We start from the raw sequence: 18022 nt of genomic DNA on the forward strand, positions 1-18022 counted from the left end.
ATTATGGAACAACTTGATCAAATTGATAAAACCATTCTTAGAATTCTACAAACAGATGCTAAGAAAACTACCAAAGAAATTGCAAAACTTCTTAACTTAACTCCTTCTCCTATTTATGAACGTGTTAGAAGACTTGAAAAGCAAGGATATATCAAAAAATATGTAGCCATATTGGACAAAAAATTAATTGACCGTTCTATTACTACTATTTGTCAAGTATCTATGCGTTATCACAATGAAGCTTTTATAGAAAAATTTGAAGAACAAGTTCAAAACCTAGATGAAGTTCAAGAATGTTATCATATGGCAGGACAAGTCGATTTTTTATTAAAAATTCACACCAAAAGCCTCGAAGAATATCATGATTTTGTGAAGTATAAACTATCCAAAATTGAAAATATAGGAGTCTTGAATAGTACCTTTGTATTGAAAGATATTAAGCAAACATCAGAGTTTTATATATAATAAAATACTTCTTTTGTAGCATTTCTTTACTGCTACTATAAGATTTGTGTATTTTTGAGCGTTACAAATCAGTATTTAATTTTTTATCATGTCAATTTCGGTTAATCAAATCACTAAATCTTATCAACAACAAAAAGCATTAGATGCTATTTCTTTTGATATAAAAGAAGGTGAAATCGTAGGTTTTTTAGGTCCAAATGGAGCAGGAAAATCAACAATGATGAAAATACTTACCACTTACCTTCCAGCCACAGAAGGTGTAGCAAAAGTTAACAATCTTGATGTAACTACGCATCAAAAAGAAGTACAACAACATATAGGGTATTTACCAGAGCATAATCCTTTATATCTTGAAATGTATGTACGAGAATACCTTTCTTTTAATTCCAAAATATACAAAGTAACAACTACTCGTATTGAAGAAGTTATTGAATTAACAGGATTATCTCCAGAGGCTAATAAAAAAATCGGACAACTCTCTAAAGGTTTTCGTCAACGTATAGGATTAGCTTGTGCGTTATTACATGATCCTAAAGTATTAATACTTGATGAACCTACAACTGGATTAGATCCTAACCAGCTTGTTGAAATTAGAGAACTCATTAAATCTGTAGGTAAAGAAAAAACAGTTTTTCTCTCTACACATATCATGCAGGAAGTTGAAGCAATGTGTGATCGTGTTATTATTATCAATAAAGGAAAAATTGTTGCCGATCAAAAATTAACCGAATTACGAGGTGAGCAAAAACAAGTTATCGAAGTAGAATTTGATTATCGTATAGAAGAAGCTTTCTTCAAAAAAATACCAAATCTAAAAGAAGTGAAAAATTTAGTTGGTTTTGTGTATCAACTTACATTTGATACTACAAACGATATGCGTCCTGCTATCTTTGATTTTGCCAATGAAAATGATTTAAAACTACTTCAACTTAAACGTCAAAATAAAAATTTAGAAAGTTTATTTAGAGAGTTAACTTCTTCATAATTCATTTATTTCTTTAATATAAAAAAGATTAAACCTGTAAGTAGGCTATCATTTTTCATACTATATTAGAATAGTGTTCTTAAATATCTAAACTAATTGTTATGAAACGTTTTCTGTGCTATCTCTTTATATGTTTAAATTCTTATTGTGCTATTGCTCAACAAGTAATCAATTCGTCACTATCCAAAGCTGAATTCGATATTAGCAATATAGGGAGAAGAACTCACGGAACTATTACTGGTATGTATGGTGATGTTTTTATAGATACCTTACAGTTATCTCAAAGCTATATAAATGCACATCTTGACATCAAAAATCTTTCTACTCAAAATGAAAAAAGAGATACGCATTTAAAAAATGAAGATTTTTTTGATATAGAAAACTATCCTTCTATGCATTTTAAATCTTCTCAAATAAGTATAGAAAACAAACGATTATTTGCGATTGGCACATTAACAATTAAATCCATTTCAAAAACCATCAAAGTACCTCTCCTATTCAAAAACAATATCCTAACTGGGCAATTTGAAATCAACCGTAAGGATTATCATGTACACAATAGTAGTTTTCTTACTAAAGGTATTGGTAAAAAAGTAAAAATTAATTTTTATATAGTTCTATAATACCTCTATTATTAATTTCTGAAATTAACATTTATAATTCGCTTTTTTCCCCTTTTACATTTTGATATTTTGTACTTTCGTGGGGTTATAATTTTAAGCGAGTATGAAGAAGATACAAATGGTTGACCTTAAAGGTCAGTACGAACATATAAAAGATCGTGTAAATAATTCTATTCAAGAAGTTATAGAATCTGCTGCATTTATTAATGGACCAGAAGTTCATGCTTTTCAAAAAGAACTTGAAGATTATCTAGACGTAGCTCATGTAATTCCTTGTGCAAATGGTACAGATGCATTGCAAATTGCCATGATGGGATTAGGGTTAAAACCTGGTGACGAAGTTATTACAGCTGATTTCACTTTTGCTGCTACAGTAGAAGTAATTGCTTTATTGAATTTAACTCCTGTATTAGTTGATGTAGAACCTGATACTTTTAATATTGATCCTGAAGCTATTCGTAAAGCGATAACACCTAAAACAAAAGCTATTGTTCCTGTACATTTATTTGGTCAAAGTGCCAATATGGATGCTATTATGGAAATTGCCAAAGAGCATAATTTATTTGTTATTGAAGATAACGCTCAAGGAATTGGTGCTAATTATCATTTTGCTAATGGAGATACTACAAAAACTGGAGCTATAGGTCATGTTGCTTCTACTTCTTTTTTCCCATCTAAAAATTTAGGATGCTATGGTGATGGTGGTGCTATCTTTACAAATGATGCCGATCTAGCTCATACTATTCGCGGAATTGTAAATCACGGTATGTATAAACGTTATCACCATGATGTTGTAGGAGTAAATTCTCGTTTAGATTCTATTCAAGCAACTGTATTACGTGCAAAATTACCTTTACTAGATCAATACAATGATGCTCGCAAAGCTGCTGCCGCAAAATATACAGCTGCTTTTGAAGGTCAAGAACATATTATTACTCCGTATATTCATAGTGACGCAGACACTCATGTTTTTCATCAATATACTTTGAAAATAACTAATGGAAAACGCGATGCACTTTCTGCTCATTTTCAAGAATTAGGAATTCCTCACGGAATTTATTATCCGATTCCGCTTCACAGTCAAAAAGCATATGCAGATGAACGTTATAACGAAGCAGATTTTCCTGTTACAAATCAATTAGTAAAAGAGGTTTTCTCTTTACCTATGCATACAGAGCTTGATGATGAACAAATCGCTTATATTACTAAAACAGTAATTGATTTTGTAAACGCTTAATCTTTCTTGAAACCATCTATTTTTTTAGATCGATTCATTTTCAAAATATTATAAACACCTCCCTTTTTAGGGAGTTGTTTGTTTTTAGGTATTAGTACCACTACTATGCAATAGTATTTAACCCCTAAATCTATTTTATCTTGCAAACTGCTGCGCCTTCATTTTGTATTTGTTATAACCTCACTACTGTTTCTTTTTCTTCAATTTTAATTCCTGTAGCTCAAATTGTATCACTACAAGAACTTAATGGAAAAACAACTTTAGGTTACATAGAAAAACAAGCACTTCCTGAAGTCTTAGACAGTTATAATATTCTTTATCAAAACACCTCTCATCAACGGTTACTGGGTATTTGCCAAGATTTAAAAACTCAAGCACTAACCCTTCGTTTTCAACCTAAAGGAAAACGTAAAATCAAAACTATAGAAGAGTTGATGCATTTGAGTGATGTAGCCAAAATGATTACTAATTATATTCATAGAAAACTCGCTATATTCTATGATGTATTATATAAAGAACAATACCCTTTAAGTTTACAGGCTTTAAGAAAAAATCCTGTAGAAATAAAACGGGTTCACTATGGAAAAAATCCTGTAGAAGCACTTCTATCATTCACAAAAACGGACGAGGGCATTGATTATTCATTTTTTCTTAAAAAAGAGGACAAACATCTTTTGCCTTGCAAACACGACATCAAAATTCTACTCAATGATCCTGCTTGGATTTATATGGATCAACAGCTTTTTTCTTTGGATCGCCTTAATGCTAATAAACTAAAGCCTTTTTTAGATAAAGATACTATTCATATTCAAGAGAAAAACACTCGTATTTATTTTGAAAAAGTGATCACATCAGTAATCAAAAAAGTGGATGTAATCTCAAAAGGTTTTAATATTATAAAAAAGAATCAAATTCACGCATTCACCTTTAAAATCGAACATGATTTTATTTCTAATACATTAATAGGCGATATTATTTTTGATTATGGTTCTGGTACTTTCGCTTATAGCGAAACTAAAAATACGATATCCGAAATTGCTTTTGATGAACATAACACTTTACAATTACTACAAACGCAACGCAATCGATCTGCTGAAACTGAAATAGCCAAAAACCTATTAGAATTAGGATTAGTTCAAACTCCTACTCATCATTTTGAAGTAGCATCCACTATAGAAGGTGATTCCTTTGCTATTTTACAATGGTTTAATCATCACAAAAACGATTTAACAAAGCTTGGTTTTGCTTTGGCTCCCATCATCATTAATAATCAAGAAATCAATAGTGATATACCTTCTCTTGATTTAACTAGTGCTACGCACGAAGATTGGTTTGATATTAAAGGGCTTGTATCTCTAGGAACTTTTGAAATTCCGTTTGCAAAACTCATCCCCTTTATTAGAGATAATAATCCCTATTATCCGTTATCAAATGGAACTCAATTTATCATTCCTACGGCATGGATGCATAAATATAAAAGATTAACTGATTTTGTTACGGTAAAGGATCATAAAGTAAAGCTCCCAAAAAGCAACTACACCTTATTAAAAAAAGTCATTGACCCTAGTAAAATTGCTTTTGATGAAAAGCAAACAATTCAATACAAGACGTCTCCTTTACTCAAGGCTACACTACGCCCATATCAATTAGAAGGTGTAACATGGTTACTTAATCATTACCAACAACAATTGGGCGCTTGTCTTGCAGATGATATGGGATTAGGTAAAACATTACAAACTATAGCCTTACTAGTAAATACAAAAGATCATCTACAACCTCAAGAGACTACTCCTGAGGTAATGCAATTTGATTTATTTGCTACACCACTCGAGGTAAAAACATATCTAAAAACACTTATCGTTTTACCTTCTTCATTGGTTTTTAATTGGGCGCAAGAGTTACTTAAATTTGCTCCTCATTTTAGCATCGCTAATTACACAGGTAGTGATCGTAAAAAATTAACTCCTTATCTTAATAATTATGATGTTATTTTAACTACCTATCATACGGTACTTAAAGATATAGAAGCTCTAGAGCGTTTTGAGTTTTCGCATCTAATCATTGATGAAAGTCAACAAATCAAAAATAAAGATTCAAAGCTTTTTAACAGTATCAATCGCATTGATGCTCAACATAAAATTTCGCTTAGTGGTACTCCTATAGAAAATTCCTTATCAGATTTGTGGGCTCAAATGGAATTTATCAATCCTGGAATGTTAGGAAGTTATGCCTTTTTTAAGCGTTATTTTAAAACTCCAATCGAAAAGCAACAAGACGAGGAAAAAATTAAAGAATTAAAAGAACTTATTGAACCTTTTATTCTTAGACGTACAAAAGAACAGGTTGCCAAAGATCTACCAGAAGTATTAGAACACGTTATCTATACAGAAATGCTTCCTGATCAAGAAAAAGTATATGAAATCGAAAAGTCAGCTGCACGTAATCATCTCTTACAAATTGACAAGTTAGTTTCTAACAATAAGATACATATCATTAATACGTTGACTAAATTACGTCAACTTTCTAATCATCCTAGATTACTTGACAAACCTATAGATTCAGGTAAATTTAATGATGTAACAAATTATCTAGAGACCTTAATTAAAGCTAATAAAAAAGTTCTAATTTTTAGTTCCTTTGTATCTCATCTCAATTTATATCAAGAATGGTGTATTCAAGAAGGGATCAAATATGCTTCTCTTACAGGAAAAGATCATAGTGATGCACGTAAACAAGCTGTGACTAATTTTAAGACTCAAGAAGATATCTTATTATTTTTTATTTCTCTTAAAGCGGGTGGAACTGGGCTTAATCTCACCGAAGCTTCGTATGTAATTCTTTTAGACCCTTGGTGGAATCCTTTTATAGAGAAACAAGCTATAGCTAGAGCACATCGTATAGGTCAGCAAAACAAAGTAATTGTCACCAAATTTATCACTAAAAATACTATTGAAGAAAAAATCATGAAACTTCAGGATAAGAAAAAAAGCTTATCAGACGATATCATCGCTACAGATGCTATTCCGCAATATATAGATCAAGAACTAGATCAACTTTTAAAATAATACAATGTAAAAACACGCATATATCCCTAGTTTGATTTTCAATATATTTATTAGCTTTATAGTACCTAATCATAAAATCAACTATGGAAACTAGTACTTTAACCCAGAAGCCTAAAGTAACTACTCAAGCTACTACCGATACTGTTCATGAAACCCCTGGAATCTCAAAACGTGTTATTCATGAACTTAGTCAAGAGATTAACAATATGCTTTCTTTTGCTGTTTATAACGGAATCACTATTAATACCGATGTAATTACATTAATACAGAATAGCTCTGTAGAAGATCTTATCCAAGCGCATAATCTTTTATGTAAAAATATAGCCCCAGCAACTCCCAAGTCAATTGAATATACGAAATCTCTTAATCAACAAAATCAGAAAAAATCATTATTTACAAAACTCCCTCTCATACGAAACCTTATTTTTTTATCTATATTCTTTTTAATAACATTTATACTTACAGGATTATCTCCAGAGGTCAACAATAACTCTCTAGCCAAAGGAATTCTCGACAACAACGGTTTTTCGCTTTTAGTTAATATTGGATTCCTCACTTCAATAGCAGGCTTAGGAGTTATTTTCTATTTACTTAAAAATGTGAGTAAAGGCGTAAAAAATGGTACCTTAATTCAAGAAGACACGGTCTATTATGTTTCTTTAATCGTTTTAGGTATTATAGCGGGACTCATCATGTCTGAAATCATTTCTTTTTATAAGAGTAATGATGTTAATGGTATTAATCTTTTTAACAAAGGGGTATTGGCTCTTATAGGTGGTTTCTCTTCTGATGCGATTTTTAGTATTCTAGAAAGTATTATCAATAAAATCAAAGGGATATTTTTAGGCGGCTCTAGTAATTAATTCTAGAAATAGTCACATTAACATTTACTTGATACTTGTTTTAAAAAGAAAGGAGTATCTTCTGCTTTTAAGAATTTTAATACTTAGTATATGAAATCAATTACTACTCTTTTGATTGCTTTTGCAATCTCTTTATGCACTCATGCTCAAAAAACCTATATACATTGCGGAAAACTTATCGATACAAAATCTGGAACTGTTCTTAAAGAAAAAACAGTTATTGTTGAAGGAAATCGTATTATCGACATTAAAGACGGTTACGCCAATACAAAGAAAAAAGGAGATCAAACTATTGATCTAAAAAATAAAACAGTATTGCCTGGGCTTATAGATATGCATGTGCATCTTGAAGAGGAAACCAATCCTAATAAATATATTGAACGTTATACAAATAATGAAGCTGATGTAGCTTATAATTCTGTAGGTTTTGCAAAAACAACTTTATTAGCAGGATTTACTACTGTAAGAGATTTAGGTGGTAGTGGAGTTAATATCGCTTTAAAAAAAGCTATTAATAAAGGTAAAATTGTAGGTCCTAGAATTTTTACTGCCGGCAAAGCTCTGGCTACTACAGGAGGGCATGCAGATCCTACTAATGGTAGTAGTAGAAAACTTATGGGTAATCCTGGACCTAAAGAAGGAGTTGTTAATGGTGTCGATGATGCAAAAAAAGCAGTTAGACAACGTTATAAAAACGGAGCAGATGTTATCAAGATCACTGCTACAGGAGGTGTTTTAAGTGTAGCCAAGAGTAGCTCTAATCCTCAATTTACTATCGAAGAAATTAAAGCTATTTGTAAAACTGCTAGTGATTATGGATTTCATGTAGCAGCACACGCTCATGGAGATGAAGGTATGCAACGTGCTGTTATTGGTGGTGTTAAAACTATTGAACACGGAACATTGATGAGCGAAACAACTATGGATTTGATGAAAAAGCACGACGCTTATCTAGTACCTACAATTACCGCAGGAAAAGAAGTTTCTGAAAAAGCTAAAATTAAAGGGTATTATCCTGAAATCATTGTTCCTAAAGCATTAGAAATTGGTCCTAAAATCCAAAATACCTTTAGTAAAGCATACAAACGCGGAGTTGGTATTGCTTTTGGTACAGATGCTGGTGTATATGAACATGGTTATAATGCCAAAGAATTTGCTTTTATGGTTGAGGCAGGTATGCCTGCTATAGAAACGATACAAAGTGCAACGGTTACCAACGCAAAAATTCTTAATATGACTGATCAACTCGGACAAATAAAAACTGGGTTTATCGCTGACATTATAGCTGTAAATGATGATCCTACACAAAAAATCAATACGCTAGAAGATGTAGTTTTTGTTATGAAAGAAGGTAAAGTGTATAAACAATAATATAAAAGCGGATGCAAGCTCAAACAATTGACGAAGTCATTTCTTTTTTAAAAACTATTATTAAAGAAAGTGAAGAAAACAACGATCCTATGGGATACTTTGCTGCTCTTTATTTAAAAGTGACTATCAAAGTTAAAGAAGGTATTGCTCAACAAAACTTCTTTGATGACAATAAACGAATGGAACAACTAGATGTTATTTTTGCTAATCGTTATCTAGAAGCTTATACTTCTTATAAAAACAATACTTCACTTAGTTCTTGTTGGCTTGTCGCTTTTAAAGCAACTCATAAATTTTGGCCTATTGTATTACAACATCTTTTATTAGGTATGAATGCTCATATCAATTTAGATCTAGGTATTGCAGCTGCTCAAGTAGCTCCAGGAGAAAGTATCGATAATTTACACAATGATTTCAATAAAATCAATACTATCCTTGCTGATTTAGTGGGACAAGTCGAGCATGAATTATCAACAATTTGGCCTACCTTAAAATGGATTTTAAAACTTTCTAAAAAACTAGACTCATTCCTAATTAATTTTAGTATGGAATTAGCACGAGATGGTGCATGGAAATTTGCTACAGAACTTGCCCCATTAAATAGTAATGATCAACATACTTTGATTCTAGATCGCGATAAAAAAGTGACTAAGATTGCTGATCTTATTATTCATCCAGGATGGATCGCTAGTACCTTATTTAAAATTATACGCTTGGGCGAACGTGGATCTGTTTCTGAAAAGATAAAGATTCTAAATTCTCAAATGAAATAACAAAAAAGCCTAAGTCATTAAACTTAGGCTTTCCTTTTATCTTTCGAAAAATTATAGTGTAGCAGACGCTGTAGTCATACTTCTATCTATTTTCTTTACTAAACCTTGCAATACTTTACCTGGACCAACCTCTGTAAATGATGTCACACCATCTGTAATCATCTGCTGTACACTTTGTGTCCATTTTACTGGTGCTGTTAATTGTAAGATTAAATTCTTTTTAATTTCTTCTGGATCAGTAACTGCTGTAGTTGTCACATTTTGATAGATTGGACAACTAGGTGTATTGAATGTAGTTGCTTCTATTGCCGCCGCCAATTCTTCTCTTGCTGGTTCCATTAACGGAGAGTGAAAAGCTCCTCCTACTGGTAACATCAAAGCTCTTCTTGCTCCTTTTTCTTTCATTACTTCGCAAGCTTTCTCAATTGCTTCAACTTCTCCAGAGATTACTAACTGTCCTGGACAATTATAATTTGCAGCTACTACAATACCTTCTATTTCTTTACAAGCATTTTCTACTACTTCATCTTCTAAGCCTAAAACTGCTGCCATAGTTGATGCTTGAAGCTCGCACGCTTTTTGCATTGCCATTGCTCTTTTGGCAACTAATCTTAATCCATCTTCAAAACTCAATACTCCATTTGCTACCAAAGCAGATAATTCTCCTAGTGAATGTCCCGCTACCATATCAGGTTTAAATGAATCCCCTAATACTTTACTTAAAATTACTGAATGTAAGAATATCGCTGGCTGAGTTACTTTTGTTTGTTTTAACTCTTCTGCTGTCCCTTCAAACATAATCTTTGTAATCTCAAATCCTAAAATTTCATTTGCCTTTTCAAATAACTCTTTGGCAACTTCAGAATTTTCATAAAGATCAAGTCCCATTCCTGTAAATTGTGCTCCTTGACCTGGAAATATATATGCATTCATTATTTTCTAAATTTAGAATTGCTGACAAAAATACACATTCTCAGCAATCAAGCAACTTTTCATTTTTATTGCTTCTTTCTCTCATATGTTAAATATGTAAAAGCATATGCATGTCTATCATCTTTTTCATGATATTCTTTCTCAACTATTTCCCAATCGTTTTCATTAATAATCGGAAAAAAAGCATCTGCTTCAAAATCTCCATGCACACGAGTTAGCTCTATACAATCTGCATATTGCATACCTAATGTGTATATTTTTCCTCCACCTATTATAAATGGATTCTCATCGTTTTCAACTTTGGCTAAAGCCTCTTCTATTGTATGTACAATAATAACTCCCTCTGCTGTATAATTTCTATCTCTAGTAATTACTATATGTACTCGATTAGGTAACAACTTGGGAAATGTTTCAAAAGTTTTACGCCCCATAATAATATGGTGTCCTGTAGTCAACTGTTTAAATCTCTTAAAATCATCTGGTAAATGCCATACAAGATCATTGTCTTTTCCTAAAGCTTCATTTTCTCCAGCAGCAGCTATCATTGTTATTTTCACTAGTATACTTTTTTTATTCGTTGATTTATTTTTATTCTTCTCTTATATTAAAACTTAAATTTATGCTTCTTCATTTTTATCATAAATGATTGTTTTGGTAGTATCTAATTGTTGCTGCTGTCTTACTCCTAGTTGTTCCTCCATTTGAGCAATTCTTTTCTTTTGTTTTTCTACTAAACGTTTCATTTGTTTTGCCTCCCATTCTTTTCCCATAAACTTTTTAAAAAAGATAACATCTATGGTATGGAAGAGCATTAAAAAACTCCAAATCAACACTCCATAAACAAACCAATCTATCCCCATTATTTTAGTATCTCCTCCTATTTTTAAAACGAGATTCATGAGAATCATAAAAAAAGAACCTAATAAAAATATAACAAAATGACGGTATAATCTTTTCTTTTGCTTGATACGTTGCTGTGCATGCTCAAACATTTCTTTTTGTGTTATATCTATTTCTTGTACTTTTTTCTTTTTAAATAACATATTCTCTATATTAGATCATGCTAAGTTAAAGATAATCTTTTTTTGTCTATGAGATATCTTAACATTAGTAGGTTATTATCACTTTTCAATCTTAGTTTTATGGAAAACATTCGGAAAGAATTCCCCATACTTTCTCAAAAAACATATTTCAATACAGCTTCTTCTGGCATTGTATTTAATGACTTAGCTAATTTTAGAAAAAAACATGATCAAGAATTCATCAATGAAGGAAGTATTTTTAGAGATGATCAGCGATTGTTTTTATCTAATGTTCGTTCTTCTATAGCTCATTTTTTTGATACTACTATCAGTCAAGTCACTCTTAATACTAATTGTTCTATAGGTTTTAATATTTTATTTGATGGTCTTTCAAAATCAAATAAAATATTATTAATTGATGATGATTATCCTTCTATTAATTTTGCTATTACCAGTAAAGGGTTTAATACTTGTTTTGTCTCTATTGATGCAGAGGTGATTGTAGAAGATGCTATTCTTAGTACAATAGAAAAAGAACGTCCAGATGTTTTTGTTTTTAGTATTGTGCAATATTTAACGGGTATTGCTCTTGATTTGTCTTTTATAAAAAAAATCAAACAAACGTATCCTGATTTGCTTTTAATTGCCGATGGTACTCAATTTTGTGGAACACAATCTTTTTCTTTTAAAGATTCTGGAATTGATGTTTTAGGTTGTAGTGGATACAAATGGTTATTAGGTGGTTATGGTAATGGTTTTCTATTATTTAAAGAAGGTATATTAGAGCAGTTAACGCCATTATCTTATCGCAACGATTCTTATAAAGATAAATACCCTGCTACATATACAGATTTACAAGCTCGCTTTGAACCTGGTCATTTAGATACTTTCAATTTTGGTAGTTTACAACGTTCTTTATCTTTTTTATCTACTATAGGAATGGATTTTATTACTGATCAACATGCTTTATTAAAAAACTACCTACAAGCAGAGTTCACAAAACTAGGATTGCTCTCTCCCATAGTTTTAAAAAGAGAAAATCACGGTTCTATAGTTCATATTAAAGGTGGTCAAGAATTACATCATTACTTAAAAGAACAACAAATAATTACTTCGTTAAAACCCAATGGAATTCGAATAAGTATACATTTTTATAATACTACAGAAGATATAGATCGTTTAGTTTTTGCTTTAAAAAACATAAAAGCACTATCATAATTATGATAGTGCTTTTATTTAACACTTAAATTCGGTTTTTCCCTTCGTTCTTTGTTCTTTTTATACTGTAAGCTAATTTACTTACTAAAAATATAGTTTTTATATTGATTTTCTATATCTGAATATGATTTTAATATCCTTAATCCTGATTGTTCTGACATCCAACGAACAGTTTTTTCATCGTATTTTTGAGAAATCTCTGTATGTATAGTTTCCCAAGCATCAAAAGTTATATTTAAAGATAATGATTTTATATCAACTTCTTGTTGTTCTAAACTTACAAGGTAACTTTTGGCTGTTCCTGTTTCTGGGTCGTATGTCTCCCAATGTTTAAATTTATCTAAATCAAAATTCCCTCCTAATTCACTATTAATTCTACTCAATACATTTTTATTGAATGCAGCTGTAACTTTACTTTCATCATTATACGCATCTAAGATTTTTTGTGGATTCTTTTTTTGATCCATTCCTATAAATACAAAATCTTGATCATGCATAGCTTCTCGCAATTGTTTCAAAAACGTTATAGCTTTAGGATGCAACAAGTTGCCTATATTAGATCCTAATACCATGATAATTTTCTTTCTATTACTCAAGGTATTTAATCGTTGTAAAACCTCAAAATACTCTCCTCTTTCTCCTTCTATATCCATAGTTGGATATTCTTCATTGAGTTTTGACACTAATCCATCAATTGCATTCTGACTTATATCTATTGGTTTATATGTAAAATCATATTGTTTATCAACCAATTCTTTTAATAAGATTCTCGTTTTTTTACCATCACCTGCTCCTAACTCTATAAGATCAAAACCTTCTCTTGAAGGATCGAAACTTTTTACAATTTCAACCTTATTATCCTTTAAAATTTGGTGTTCTAATCGAGTAAGGTAATATTCTGGTAGCTCCATGATTTTTTGAAAAAGCTCATCTCCTTTTTTATCGTAAAAAAACTTTGATGATATATATTTAGGATAGGATGTTAATCCTTCTAATATTTCTCTTTCAAAAGTATTATCAACTATTTTCTTTAGTTCTTCCATATTCTTTTTTAAACTTTAACCAAACGCAATCCTGTGAATTGCCATCTCAATTGTGGATGAAAAAAATTACGATATGTAGGTCGTGTATGATTAGATGGTGTTGCTATAGAGCCTCCTCTTAATACTTTTTGGTTAACCATAAACTTTCCATTATATTCTCCTAAAGCACCTGGTGCTTTTTTATAATTAGGATATGGTAAGTATGCACTTTCTGTCCATTCCCATCGATCGCCCCATTCAAATTTTTCTTGAGCAATTTCCCATTCAAATTCTGTAGGTAATCGATTACCTGACCACTCTGCAAAAGCAAATGCTTCAAAATACGAAATATGTGTTACTGGAGCCTGAAGGTTTATTTTCTGTAATCCAGCCAAGGTATATTGATGCCACTCGTCATCAATCTTATGCCAATATAACGGTGATTCTATTTTATTTTTTTGAATCCAATCCCAAGCTTCTGCATGCCACAATAAGGTTTGTTGATACCCCTTATCTTCAATAAAAGCAATATACTCTTTGTTTGAAACTAAGTCTTTTGCTATTTGATAAGAATCCACATATACCTTATGTAACCCTAATTCATTATCATAACAAAATCCCTCTTCTCGATGCCCTATTTCATATATCCCTTCTTCCACATTAACATAGTCGTTTGTTTTGCTAATTAATTTCGGATTCTCATTAAAAGAAGTTTTATATGCTGGTAGCAAAGGATTATTACCTAAGATATATTTAATATCTGTTAATAAAAGTTCTTGATGCTGTTTCTCATGGTGGATTCCTATTTCAAGCAATTGAGCAATCTCTTCTGTAGTATTCTTTTGCAAAACTCTCAACACAGCTTCTGTAACATAATGACGATAACGATAAATTTCGTCTACAGTCGGTCTAGATAAATTACCTCGATTAGTTCTGATTACTCGTTTTCCTACACTTTCATAATAACTGTTAAATACAAAAGCATATTCTTCATGAAATCTTTTATAATTCTCATCATATTTTACAAGAATGAATTCTTCAAAAAACCATGTAGTATGCCCTAAGTGCCACTTAGGAGGCGAAACATCTACTATAGGTTGAACAACATAATCTTCTACAGCTAATGGTTCGCATATTTTTTCTGTCTTTAAGCGGGTTTCCTTAAAAAAGGCTTGTAAATCTATATTCATAAAAAAAGTGTATACCAATTTAATGTATACACTCAAATTTAAGCTTTTTGATTTGCTCAACTTTGTGTGTTGAGTTAATCCCTTGTTAAAAGTTTATTGCGGTTTTCTAAACGTAATAGGCGTTATGTATGCCACGGATATCGGTTTTTTACCCCATTTACCTGGTTTCATTTTTGGTATTTTCCTAATAATACGGATAGCTTCTCTCTGTAAGTAACGATGCCCGCCTTGAACATCTACAACTTCAACTTTTCCTTTTTGATTAATAATAAACTCAACGGTTACAGTTCCTTCTAGCTTATCTTCTAATGCTAATTCTGGATATTGAAATGTTCTTATAATATGCAATCGCAATTGGTTATCAAAACAAATCGATGGATCTTGGTTGCTTTTTTCGCATTTTGGCCAAATCGGACTTACCCCTTTATCTGTAGCACTTTCTTTTGATAAGACAATACCTTGAGCATGTGTTAATGTTGAAAAACATAAGGTTAAGATTAGTAATACTACTCTCATAATAATTCGTTTAATTTGGGTTAAACTGCCACATTTCCTTTAATATGAGGATGTGGATCATAGTTCTCTAAAGTGAAATCATCAAAAACAAAGCCAAAAATATCTTTCACCTCTGGATTCAATCTCATGATTGGCAATTCTTTAGGGGGTCTCGTTAACTGTAATTCTAATTGCTCAACATGATTATTATAAATATGAGCATCTCCCAATGTATGGATAAACTCTCCTGCTTCATACCCACAAACTTGGGCGACCATCATTGTTAATAATGCATAAGAAGCTATATTAAATGGCACGCCTAAAAAAATATCTGCACTGCGTTGATACAATTGGCATGACAGTTTATTATTAGCTACATAAAACTGAAAAAAAGCATGACATGGGGGTAAGGCAGCTTTTCCTTCATTTACATTATCTGAAAATGATCTTGTAGTATCGGGTAATACACTTGGATTCCAAGCAGTAACAAGCATTCTTCTACTATCTGGATTCTTTTTTAAGGTCGTAATAACTTCCTTAATTTGATCTATATCTTCGCTATTCCAGTTTCGCCATTGATGACCATATACTGGTCCTAAATCACCGTTTTCATCGGCCCATTCATTCCATATACGAACACCATTTTCTTGTAGATACTTAATATTAGTATCTCCTTTTAAAAACCACAATAATTCGTGAATAATAGATTTTAAATGAAGTTTTTTAGTAGTCACCAAAGGAAAGCCTTCGCTCAAATCAAATCGCATTTGATATCCAAAGACACTCTTAGTTCCTGTACCTGTTCGATCTTCTTTTTCGTTTCCGTTTTCTAATACATGCTTTACCAGGTCCAAGTATTGTTTCATCCGATAATTTGTGGGGTTTAAAATGTTAACTTAATGCTAATATACAAAAATATAGCAACCAAAAATTCTTTTAACACTTTACCACCCCTTATCTTAAAAAAACTATCATTTCATCAGAAAAAAGCAATTATTTTTACTTATCCGATAATCATTCCTGCTATTGTAGCAGAAAGTAATGACGCTATAGATCCACCTAATAACGCTTTTAATCCAAAAGCTGATAATGTTTTTCTTTGTCCTGGTGCTAAAGATCCTATTCCTCCGATCTGAATTCCTATAGAAGCAAAATTTGCAAAACCACATAACATATAAGTAGCCATAATAACCGACTTCTCATAGGTTAAACTAATAGCACTTGCTGGATTTTTTAATTCTGCTAATTGAATATATCCAACAAATTCACTTGCTGCTAATTTGATTCCTAATAATTGCCCCATAAGCATCATATCTTCTTTGGCAACACCTATAAGCCACATCAAAGGAGAAAAAACAATACCTAATATAGATTCAAGAGAAAACTTATCATAAGGTGTATTTTCAGTTAAAAATGTATTTAGTGAAGTTACTTCTCCTATTACCCCTAATCCATGATTAATCATAGCTATAAAGGCAATAAACACTAGAAGCATTGCTCCTACATTTGCTGCTAATTTCAATCCTTCTGTTGTTCCATTAGCAATGGCATCAAGTATATTTGATCCTATTTTTTCTGAAGATACTTCTACATTTGTATTTACTTCTTCTTGTTGAGGATATAATAATTTTGAGATTACAATAGCCCCTGGAGCTGCCATTACAGATGCTGCTAATAAATGCTTTGCAAATTGTAATCTTAGTACTGGGTCATCTCCTCCCAAAAATCCTATATAAGCTGCTAGAACTCCTCCTGCTACAGTTGCCATACCACCTATCATTACAAGCAATATTTCTGAACGTGTCATTTTCTCTAGATAAGCTTTAATCATCAATGGGGCTTCAGTTTGTCCTAAGAAGATATTACCAGCTACACTTAAACTCTCTGCTCCAGATATTCCCATTAACTTTGTCAATACCCAAGCCATTCCTTTAACAACAATCTGAATGATTCCTAAGTAAAATAATACCGATGTTAAGGCTGAAAAGAATATAATTGTAGGTAATACTTGAAATAAGAAAATAAATCCAAAACTCTCTACATTCATTAATCCTCCTAAAAGAAATTCACTTCCTGACCTTGTAAAATCTAGTACTAACACAAACAGTCCTCCTACAAACTCAAAAGCTTTTTGAACAAATTCTATACGCAATACCCCTATCGCTAATAATAATTGTGCTCCAAGTCCTATTCCTATAGTTTTCCAGTTTACAGCTTTTCTATTACTACTAAAGATATATGCTACAAATAGTAGTACGATCATTCCTAGCACTCCTCTCCAAAAACTCGTAAATGTAAATCCTTGATTAGGTACTAATGTTTTTACTTCTGTTGTTGAAACAGCTGCTACTGCTTCTTTTTCTTCATGCTTAACAAAATTATATACTATCCCTTTCTTCTTTAAAACTAAAGTAGAATCTGTAAGATTAGTAATACTGTATTTTACTATAGAGTCTTCTGCTATCTGAGGAAAGAATAATAATACTTTATTTTGTTGTAAGTAATCTCCTTTAAGCGCTTCGTTTGAGCTAGAAAAATCATATTCAAAAAGACCTTTTTCTAATTGTAAAAAATCTTGTTCATTTCCTTTTTGGATCTGACCAGCTTCAGATTGTACATTCTCCAATAACCACTTGTTCTCAATCGTTTGAGCTGTCAAAGTATTTACTACTAATAAAAGCGTAAATAGCGCTAGTATTTTTTTAATCATCCTTAATTATAATGAATTTAGTGCCGAAAGATATAAAATTGATTTGAATA

The 18022-nt window shown here is 31.4% G+C and carries 17 protein-coding genes; 9 read left to right on the forward strand and 8 right to left on the reverse strand.

Annotation, left to right across the window (positions count from 1 at the left end):
• The first annotated feature begins 3 nt into the window (after positions 1-3).
• The 8 genes from ACYEKI_RS08355 (at position 4) to ACYEKI_RS08390 (ending at position 9382) form a co-directional block, all read left to right on the forward strand.
• The gene (locus tag ACYEKI_RS08355; protein WP_459210724.1) at positions 4-465 is read left to right on the forward strand and encodes an Lrp/AsnC family transcriptional regulator; all 462 of its coding nucleotides are present in this window, start codon (positions 4-6) and stop codon (positions 463-465) included.
• 88 nt (positions 466-553) lie between these two features.
• Complete coding sequence (gldA, locus tag ACYEKI_RS08360; protein ID WP_459210725.1) at positions 554-1450, forward strand: gliding motility-associated ABC transporter ATP-binding subunit GldA; 897 nt, start codon at positions 554-556, stop codon at positions 1448-1450.
• Between the two features lie 101 nt (positions 1451-1551).
• The gene (locus ACYEKI_RS08365) at positions 1552-2073 is read left to right on the forward strand and encodes a YceI family protein (protein WP_459210726.1); all 522 of its coding nucleotides are present in this window, start codon (positions 1552-1554) and stop codon (positions 2071-2073) included.
• Positions 2074-2176: 103 nt separating this feature from the next.
• Entirely contained in the window at positions 2177-3310 is a 1134-nt protein-coding gene (locus ACYEKI_RS08370) for a DegT/DnrJ/EryC1/StrS family aminotransferase (RefSeq protein ID WP_459210727.1), read from the forward strand.
• Between the two features lie 140 nt (positions 3311-3450).
• The gene (locus ACYEKI_RS08375) at positions 3451-6375 is read left to right on the forward strand and encodes a DEAD/DEAH box helicase (RefSeq protein ID WP_459210728.1); all 2925 of its coding nucleotides are present in this window, start codon (positions 3451-3453) and stop codon (positions 6373-6375) included.
• Between the two features lie 83 nt (positions 6376-6458).
• A complete protein-coding gene (locus ACYEKI_RS08380; protein WP_459210729.1) occupies positions 6459-7238 on the forward strand; it encodes a hypothetical protein in 780 nt (259 codons plus the stop codon).
• A 90-nt stretch (positions 7239-7328) separates the two neighbouring features.
• Positions 7329-8609, forward strand: coding sequence for a metal-dependent hydrolase family protein (locus tag ACYEKI_RS08385; protein ID WP_459210730.1), 1281 nt, complete (start codon positions 7329-7331; stop codon positions 8607-8609).
• 11 nt (positions 8610-8620) lie between these two features.
• On the forward strand, positions 8621-9382 hold the full coding sequence (locus ACYEKI_RS08390) for a DUF5995 family protein (RefSeq protein WP_459210731.1): 762 nt from the start codon (positions 8621-8623) through the stop codon (positions 9380-9382).
• A gap of 51 nt (positions 9383-9433) precedes the next feature.
• Here ACYEKI_RS08390 and fabD read toward each other — a convergent pair whose 3' ends face one another.
• From fabD to ACYEKI_RS08405, 3 genes are all read right to left on the reverse strand, one after another.
• The gene (gene fabD / locus ACYEKI_RS08395; RefSeq protein ID WP_459210732.1) at positions 9434-10315 is read right to left on the reverse strand and encodes an ACP S-malonyltransferase; all 882 of its coding nucleotides are present in this window, start codon (positions 10313-10315) and stop codon (positions 9434-9436) included.
• A gap of 65 nt (positions 10316-10380) precedes the next feature.
• Positions 10381-10860, reverse strand: a complete 480-nt coding sequence (locus ACYEKI_RS08400; protein WP_459210792.1) for a dihydrofolate reductase — start codon at positions 10858-10860, stop codon at positions 10381-10383.
• Positions 10861-10932: 72 nt separating this feature from the next.
• Complete coding sequence (locus ACYEKI_RS08405; protein ID WP_459210733.1) at positions 10933-11358, reverse strand: 2TM domain-containing protein; 426 nt, start codon at positions 11356-11358, stop codon at positions 10933-10935.
• A 99-nt stretch (positions 11359-11457) separates the two neighbouring features.
• Here ACYEKI_RS08405 and ACYEKI_RS08410 point away from each other — a divergent pair, with 99 nt between their 5' ends.
• Positions 11458-12555, forward strand: coding sequence for an aminotransferase class V-fold PLP-dependent enzyme (locus ACYEKI_RS08410; protein ID WP_459210734.1), 1098 nt, complete (start codon positions 11458-11460; stop codon positions 12553-12555).
• Between the two features lie 77 nt (positions 12556-12632).
• On the opposite strand, the gene egtD is transcribed toward ACYEKI_RS08410, so the two are convergent.
• The 5 genes from egtD to ACYEKI_RS08435 form a co-directional block, all read right to left on the reverse strand.
• A complete protein-coding gene (gene egtD, locus ACYEKI_RS08415; protein WP_459210735.1) occupies positions 12633-13598 on the reverse strand; it encodes an L-histidine N(alpha)-methyltransferase in 966 nt (321 codons plus the stop codon).
• An 8-nt stretch (positions 13599-13606) separates the two neighbouring features.
• Complete coding sequence (gene egtB, locus ACYEKI_RS08420; RefSeq protein ID WP_459210736.1) at positions 13607-14767, reverse strand: ergothioneine biosynthesis protein EgtB; 1161 nt, start codon at positions 14765-14767, stop codon at positions 13607-13609.
• 93 nt (positions 14768-14860) lie between these two features.
• A complete protein-coding gene (locus ACYEKI_RS08425) occupies positions 14861-15283 on the reverse strand; it encodes an energy transducer TonB (RefSeq protein WP_459210737.1) in 423 nt (140 codons plus the stop codon).
• Between the two features lie 20 nt (positions 15284-15303).
• Complete coding sequence (locus ACYEKI_RS08430; protein WP_459210738.1) at positions 15304-16128, reverse strand: thymidylate synthase; 825 nt, start codon at positions 16126-16128, stop codon at positions 15304-15306.
• Between the two features lie 137 nt (positions 16129-16265).
• Entirely contained in the window at positions 16266-17972 is a 1707-nt protein-coding gene (locus ACYEKI_RS08435) for a NupC/NupG family nucleoside CNT transporter (RefSeq protein ID WP_459210739.1), read from the reverse strand.
• Positions 17973-18022: the final 50 nt, after the last annotated feature.

The organism is Aquimarina rhabdastrellae (assembly GCA_947387485.1).
Classification (GTDB): Bacteria; Bacteroidota; Bacteroidia; order Flavobacteriales; family Flavobacteriaceae; genus Aquimarina.